Annotated in this window: 6 protein-coding genes and 1 pseudogene; 5 read left to right on the forward strand and 2 right to left on the reverse strand. The window is 64.3% G+C overall.

Annotated elements, in window-relative coordinates:
- Positions 1 to 475: pseudogene (locus RIN49_RS28610) on the forward strand (hypothetical protein); the annotation flags it as partial.
- Between the two features lie 190 nt (positions 476 to 665).
- On the opposite strand, the gene RIN49_RS28615 reads toward RIN49_RS28610, so the two are convergent.
- Together RIN49_RS28615 and RIN49_RS28620 are read right to left on the reverse strand one after the other, a co-directional pair.
- The gene (locus RIN49_RS28615; protein WP_309123504.1) at positions 666 to 1,973 is read right to left on the reverse strand and encodes an ammonium transporter; all 1,308 of its coding nucleotides are present in this window, start codon (positions 1,971 to 1,973) and stop codon (positions 666 to 668) included.
- A gap of 9 nt (positions 1,974 to 1,982) precedes the next feature.
- Positions 1,983 to 2,348: a P-II family nitrogen regulator gene (locus RIN49_RS28620; RefSeq protein WP_309123499.1), complete on the reverse strand. Its 366-nt coding sequence runs from the start codon at positions 2,346 to 2,348 to the stop codon at positions 1,983 to 1,985.
- A 219-nt stretch (positions 2,349 to 2,567) separates the two neighbouring features.
- On the opposite strand from RIN49_RS28620, the gene RIN49_RS28625 reads away from it, so the two are divergent.
- The 4 genes from RIN49_RS28625 (at position 2,568) to RIN49_RS28640 (ending at position 6,977) form a co-directional block, all read left to right on the forward strand.
- On the forward strand, positions 2,568 to 3,752 hold the full coding sequence (locus RIN49_RS28625; RefSeq protein ID WP_309123500.1) for an NAD(P)/FAD-dependent oxidoreductase: 1,185 nt from the start codon (positions 2,568 to 2,570) through the stop codon (positions 3,750 to 3,752).
- Between the two features lie 41 nt (positions 3,753 to 3,793).
- On the forward strand, positions 3,794 to 4,714 hold the full coding sequence (locus RIN49_RS28630; protein WP_309123501.1) for an RNA polymerase sigma-70 factor: 921 nt from the start codon (positions 3,794 to 3,796) through the stop codon (positions 4,712 to 4,714).
- 27 nt (positions 4,715 to 4,741) lie between these two features.
- Positions 4,742 to 5,527 carry an undecaprenyl-diphosphate phosphatase gene (locus RIN49_RS28635; RefSeq protein ID WP_309123502.1) on the forward strand — a complete coding sequence of 262 codons (786 nt, stop codon included), beginning with the start codon at positions 4,742 to 4,744 and terminating at the stop codon, positions 5,525 to 5,527.
- An 82-nt stretch (positions 5,528 to 5,609) separates the two neighbouring features.
- Positions 5,610 to 6,977, forward strand: coding sequence for an RluA family pseudouridine synthase (locus tag RIN49_RS28640; RefSeq protein ID WP_309123503.1), 1,368 nt, complete (start codon positions 5,610 to 5,612; stop codon positions 6,975 to 6,977).
- The last annotated feature ends 153 nt before the right edge of the window (positions 6,978 to 7,130 follow it).

Below are 7,130 nucleotides of genomic sequence, written 5' to 3' on the forward strand. Positions count from 1 at the left end.
AGACGCCTTCAAGCTGCAAGGGACCGTACATACCGGGCTTCATTTCTTGGCGCCTAACTATATTTTCATCTTCCTGCCCCACCGGCACTATCGCTGCGAGCGCGTCGTGTCCGTCTCGGCTTCCGTGGGGAGAGACGGCAAGCCGACCGCGCTGAAGCTCGGGTTCGTGCCTCGGGACCGTCTCGTCCGCGGGTTCAAGGAACCGACCTCGCACGGGAAGGCGCGCATCCTCGAAGAACACGTCGATCCGAGCGCGGACGCGTTATGGCTCAATTCCGATCGGATGCACCGCAGCCCGCTGCGGGATTGCCTGCTAGAGGCCCGCGGTTGGATGAACCGGCTGTTCAACGGCGTCGGCACGAAGTATCTTCAAAGCTACCTCGACGAATTCTGCTTCCGTTGGAACGCCTCCGCCAAGGGAATTTCTTTACGCGACGAGTGGAACGAGCTGTGCTTCCTTCGGCTTAGCTACTAACAACCTACTAACAACTTGCGACATCCACGGTCATCCCCGCCCTTCTCCCCTGAGCAGAGGAAATCACCTTAGAAAGGAGAGCGAATAGACACGCGCTGTCCCTCGCGCCACTTCCCAACCATGAAAGAAGGACCCGGCGATACCCGCCGAGTCCATGAGAAGTATCTACCCGTTGCCGTCTGATCTACCTCTATCCGCTCGCTTTCGCGGCGAACGGATCCGGCTGCTTCACGCTCACGCCCGTCGTGGCCTCGAAATCGTACAGCGCCTTCGTCGTTTCGGAGAAGCGATCAAGCTCGTTGTAAGCCGGAATGCCGTGGTACGCCATATCGAGCCCTTCCTCTTCCTCCTCCGCCGTAGCGCGCAAGCCTACGGTAACCTTCGCGATATATGCGATCGCGGCCCCTCCGGCGAAGCCCCATGCGATGATCGCCAAGGCGCCGATGGCTTGCGCGGCGAGAAGCGACCCATCCCCCGTCGTGAAGAGTCCGCCCTGCGCGTCGAACAATCCGACGGCGATCGTGCCGAACGCGCCGTTGAAGCCGTGAACGGCGACCGCGCCGACCGGGTCGTCCACCTTCAGCCTGTCGATGAAGAGCGTCGCCCAGATGACGATCAGACCGGCGGCGAGACCGATGACGATCGACTGCCATTGATTCACGAACGCGCAGCCCGCCGTGATCGCGACGAGGCCCGACAGGGCGCCGTTCATGACCATGGACGGGTCGGTCTTGCCGAAGCGGAACATCGTGAACAGCATGGCGGACGCGCCGCCCGCCGCCGCGCCGAGCATCGTGTTGAGCGCGATCGACGACAGCATGCCGTCGCCGGCGTTCAGCGTGCTGCCGGCGTTGAAGCCGAACCAGCCGAACCAGAGCACGAATACGCCGGCCGAGGCGAGCGGAATGTTCGACGGCGCGAAGACGTTGACGCTGCCGTCCTTATAGCGGCCTTGACGAGGGCCGAGAATCCAGGCGATGACGAACGCCGCGGAGCCGCCGAGCAGGTGGATGACGGCGGAACCCGCGAAGTCCTTCATGCCGAGCTGCGCCAGCCAGCCGTCGCCGTTCCAAGCCCAGTGGCCCGATACCGGGTACAGGAGAAGCGCGATCAGCCCTGCCACGATGACGTAGGCTTTGAAGTTCATTCGCTCCGCCACCGCGCCCGAGACGATCGAGATGCAGGCCACTGCGAAGCCGAGCTGGAACAAGACGTATGCGGCGGCCGGCAGATCGAGGCCGAGTTCAATCTGTTGCGGGGCGAAGAACAACGTCGTCCCGATTAGACCGCCCGCGTCGGACCCGAACATAAGACCGAAGCCGATCGCCCAGAACGCTAGGGCGCCGATGGTCAGGTCGACGAAAATTTTCATCGTAACGTTGACCGCGTTCTTCGTCCGTACGAGACCGGCCTCGAGCAAGCTGAATCCGCCCTCCATGAACAATACCATGGCCGCCGCGAGCACGACCCAGATCGTATTCAGATGTATCGCTTCCACCATGACCGATTATGCCTCCCCTGTCAGCGGCCGCAGCTCGTCGATCGTCTCGTCGACCCGGCCGGTCCGAATATTGTAGGCTTGCTCCACGGAGGAGATGAAGATTTTCCCGTCCCCCGCCTCGCCCGTCTGCGCCGCCGACACGATCGCTTGCACCGTGCGCTCGACCATGAAGTCCGAAATGACGATCTCCATTTTTACTTTCGGATGCAGACTGACGTTGTAGTTTTGCCCTCTATAGATGCCGCTTCGTTCTTTCTGCAGGCCGCGTCCGACCACCTGATTCACGGTAAACGCCGTTACGCCGATCGCGTGCAGCGCCTTGATCGTATCGTGCAGCTTCTGCGGTCTAAGAATCGCCTCGATCTTCTTCAACCGGGTTCGCCTCCATTTTGGTTACTAATCCTGCCATAGAAAAACCTCACATGTAGATGTTATCTACATTTACATGTAACAATATCTCACGTCGCTGGATTTTCGTCAATACATGTCGCTGTTTTTCACATAAAAAGTTCGAATTAATTGACTTTCTTTGTGTCACAACTTTGCTCTGACTCTCGTTACATGGGTAAACCAAGCGAGGAGTGGTGTACGATGCAAACGATCGTAGTGGTCGGAGGCGGTTATGCGGGCATTCATACGGTGAAGGCGGTCAAGACGGAGAGCGAGCGGATCGGCACGCCGGTCCGCATCGTGCTCATGGACCCGGCGACCTATCACGCGAAGAAGGTGCGGCTCGTGCAGGCGGCGGCGGTGCCGACGAGCCTGCGGGTGCCGTGGGAGACGCTGTTTCCCGCGGGCGAAGCGGATTTCGTACAGGGACGCTGCAATGCGGTCGACGCCGCGGCGCGGACGGTGACCTACGAGGACGCGTCCGGCGTTCCGCGAACGCTGGCGTACGACCGGCTCGTGCTCGCGCTCGGCAGCGTCGTTCGCGAAGCGCCCGAGGGCGCCGGCGGGATCGCGCTGCGGGACGAAGTCCATGCGGAGCGCATTCGCCTCGCCGTCGAGGCGAATCTGGAGGCGGCGGTCCTGGAACGCGACGCCGCGCGTCAAGCGGCGTTGTGCGCCGTCGTCGTCGCCGGGGGCGGGATCAGCGGCGTCGAGACCGCCGCCGAGCTCGCCAAGGCGATGAAGCGGCGGGCCGCCGCGCTCGGTCTGCCGGCGTCGCTGCCGCGCGTGACGATCGTCGCCGGCGGACCGCGGCTCGTGCCGCTGATGACAGACGCTGCGTCTAAGCGCCTGGAAGCTCGGCTGCGCGCGGCCGGCGTGCGCATCGTCCGCGGCGTGCGCGTCGCGCGGGACGGCGGCGACGGCTTCGCCGAGTTGTCCGACGGGAAGCGTCTTCCCTGCGGCCTCGTCGTCTGGACGATCGGCGTCGACCCGAGCCCCACGCTGCGCGGTCTTGGGCTGCCGCTCGGAGCGGACGGGCGGCTTTCGACCGATTGTTGGTATCGGGTGCAAGGCGGCTATGATACGATATATGCCGTTGGGGACAACGCGCGGATCGTCGATTCCGCGACGGGCGTCGAAGACGGGATGACGTGCCGCGAAGCGATCCAACAAGCGCAGCGGCTCGGGCGAGTACTGCTTGCGGATATAACCGGCCGCCCCGCCGAACCGCATCGCGCGGCGACGCGGCAGCAGTATTGCGTGGACCTCGGCGAAGGCGAGGGCTTCGCTTGGATTCGCCACTGGGGCGTCGACTTTACGATCGGCGGCGCGCTCGGCGGCAAGGTAAGAGAATATACTTGGAACCTCGGCAGTTTGATGAACTAATTCGGAAGTCGATATAAGATCTGTAAAGGAGCGCGATCGGGATGACGGAATCGTCGGCGGCGGCCGGAACGGAACTTCTATATGAGAAATATAAGCCGCTGTTGTTTTCATTGGCGTACCGAATGACCGGCTCCGCCGCGGAAGCCGAGGACGTCGTGCAGGACGTCTTCCTCCAGTGGGAGCGCCGAGCGCCGGATGCGCGTGCGCTCGAGTATCCGAAGGCGTATTTGTGCAAGATGACCGTCAATCGCTGCACCGACCTCGCTCGCTCCGCCCGCGCGCGGCGGGAGACGTACGTCGGTCCGTGGCTCCCCGAGCCGCTCCTGACGACCGGAGCCGAAGGCGACCCGGCGGTCGCCGCGGAACGCGACGAGACGCTGTCGTTCGCCATGCTGCTGATGATGGAACGGCTCTCCCCGGTCGAGCGCGCCGTCTTCGTGCTCCGGGAAGCGTTCGGCTTCGAGTACGAGGAGATCGCGGGACTTGTGGACAAATCGGCGGCGAACGTCCGGAAGATCATGAGCCGCGTCCGCGTCAAGCTCGAAGCCGATCCCATGGAGGCCGCCGCGCCGTCCGAGCAATTCGCGGAAGAGCTGCTCCGGGCGTTCCATCATGCGGCCGGCACCGGGGACATGGAGCCGCTCTTCCGGCGGCTCGCGCCGGACGTCGTGCTTCTGTCGGACGGCGGCGGCAAGGTGTTCGCCGCGACGGCGCCGATCGAGACGAAACCGAGGGTCGCCGCCTTCCTCGGCGGCTTGCTGCGGAAGATGGCCGCCGCGACGATGGCCGTGCCCGTCGTCGTCAACGGCGGCCCGGGCCTTGCCATCTTCGAAGGTCCGGAGCGACAGGTCCGCAGCGTCATGACGTTCCGGTTCGGCCAAGACGGCACGGTCCAGGGCATCTACATCGTCCGGAACCCGGACAAACTGAGTCATGTTTCGCGGGAGCTGCGAATACCCTAGTACCACTACGGACAAACGGGGTGGAGCATGTCCTGGATCGAAGCCTTCGTACTCGGACTTATTCAAGGGTTAACGGAATTTCTGCCGATCAGCAGCACCGGCCATCTCGCGCTCGGGCGCCATGCGTTCGGTCTGCAAGAGGCGGGACTGTTCCTCGACACGATGCTGCATATCGGCACGCTGGTCGCCGTCGTGTTTTATTATCGCGAAGAGCTATACGGCATCTTGAAGAAGCCGTTCGGCAAGGTCAGCCTGCTGCTCGTCGTCGGCACGATTCCCGCCGTCGTCGTCGGCTTCTTGTTCGAGGATTTCTTCGAGAAAATATCCGTCAGCGGCGCGACGATCGGCTGGGAATTTCTCGCGACGGGCGTCTTCCTCTGGTTCGCGGACGGGATGCGGAACGGGCGCAAGAAGATGCAAGACCTATCTTATACGGACGCGCTCGTCATCGGCTCGTTCCAAGCCGGCGCCATTCTGCCGGCGATCTCCCGCTCCGGCCTGACGATCGTCGGCGGCCTGATCCGGAAGCTGGACCGCGAAACCGCGGCGTACTTTTCGTTCCTATTGTCGATCCCGGCCATTCTCGGCGGCATCGTCCTGCAGTCGACGAAGCTGTTGGAGGGCGGCGGCGCCGCCGGCGCCGTCGGCATTCCCGCGCTCGTCGTCGGCTCTGTCGCTTCCGCCGTCTTCGGGTACGTCGCGGTGCGCTGGATGATCGATTTCTTGAAGCGCGGATCGTTGAAGATCTTCGCCGTCTACGTCTGGGCGCTCGGCCTCGTCGTCCTCGGCGCGCAGTTCCTCGGCAAGTGGTAAACGCCTGGCTCGCCCCCGAGTTGAACCGCTCCCTCCGCTTCGCTACAATAAGAGCATTACTTATCGAGGAAGCGGTGGTTTCGTGGCAGGTCGAGGTCGCGGACAGCAAGAACGAGGCGGACGCCGGAGCTCCGGCGCCGGACAACAGGAGCGGACCGGACGCCGCGGCGGCGGCGCGTCAAGCGGGCGAAGCGGCGCGAGCGCGGGCGGTCGAGGCAGCGCGGCGTTCGGCGGCGGACGTCCGCCGCGCGGCGAAGCCGGCCGAACGCGCGCCGCGGCGGGCTCCCGCGGCAGAGGGGCCGGCATAACGGCTTCGTCCGTCGGCGGAAGGCCGCGGAACGCAGCGGCGCCCGACGACGGATACGGCCGCGGCGAGCCGTCGGCAGGAACTCGCGGCCGCAGCGGCTCGCAGGCGCGTCGCTCCGGGGCGGACGATCGAGGAGACTTCGGGATCCCGGGCTTCGGAGGCCCCCGCGTTCGAGGCGCCGGCCAAGCCGGCCGCGGCTTCGCGAACGGCGGCTCCGCCCCGCTGCCATCGGCCGCCGGGCTGCAGCTGAACGCCGCCAAGCGCAAGGGCGAATGGCTCGAGCTGAAGCTGCCGGAGTCGTTGGCGGCAGTGCCGCTGAAAGGCCTTATGCAGCTGCTGCCGATCCCGGGGAAGGTCGCCGGTCGGCTCATCTCCGTCAACGGCGTGCAGCGCCAAGGCAAGCTGCTCCGGCTCAAGCTGTTCCCGGAGGAGCGCCCCGAGTTCGAACCGGAATGGATGGAGCTCAATATTTTATACGAAGACGACTTTACGCTCGTCGTCAACAAGCCCCCGGGCATGGAGGTCCACCCGAGCGTCAAGGATCAACGCGGAACGCTGGCGCATAAGGTCGCCGCGTACTACGACATGACGAACCAGGCGTGCCGGGTTCGCCATGTCCACCGGCTCGACAAGGATACGACCGGACCGGTGCTGTACGCGAAGAACGAGCTCGCGCACTACGTCTTCGACGCCGCGATGCGCGAGAAGCGCATCGAGCGCATCTACGCCGCCCTGGCGGAAGGCGTCGTCAAGGACGGGAAGGGCGTGATCGACGCGCCCATCGGACAAGACCGCCACCACTCTACGCGGCGGCGGGTGAGCGAGACCGGCGAGTCGGCGGTCACGCGGTACGAAGTGATCGAGCGGTTCGCCGATCACACCCTCTTGCGGCTGCGGCTCGAGACGGGCCGCACGCACCAAATCCGGGTGCATCTGTCGCACCTCGGGCATCCGATCGCCGGCGACGGCTTGTACGGCGGCCACCGCCCGATCATGCAGCGCCAAGCGCTGCATGGCGAGAAGCTCGTCTGGCCGCATCCGTGGACCGGCGAACGGATGAGCGTCCACGCGCAGCTGCCCGACGACTTCGCCGCCGCGCTGCGCGCCCTGCGCGACGCGAACGGGCATAGCTCCCGGAAATAAAAAACCTCCCCCGATCGGCGTCGTCCTGGTCATAGCCCCGTCAAGTAGACAGTAAGAAAAGAGTATATTAAGCGGCGATCGTTTCCCGGTATTCCACTGGGGAGCGGTCGCCGAGTTTTTTCTGGAAACGTTCGTAGTTGTAGTAAGCAATGT

It is taken from the genome of Paenibacillus sp. (assembly GCF_031177825.1).
Lineage (GTDB): Bacteria > Bacillota > Bacilli > Paenibacillales > YIM-B00363 > Paenibacillus_AE.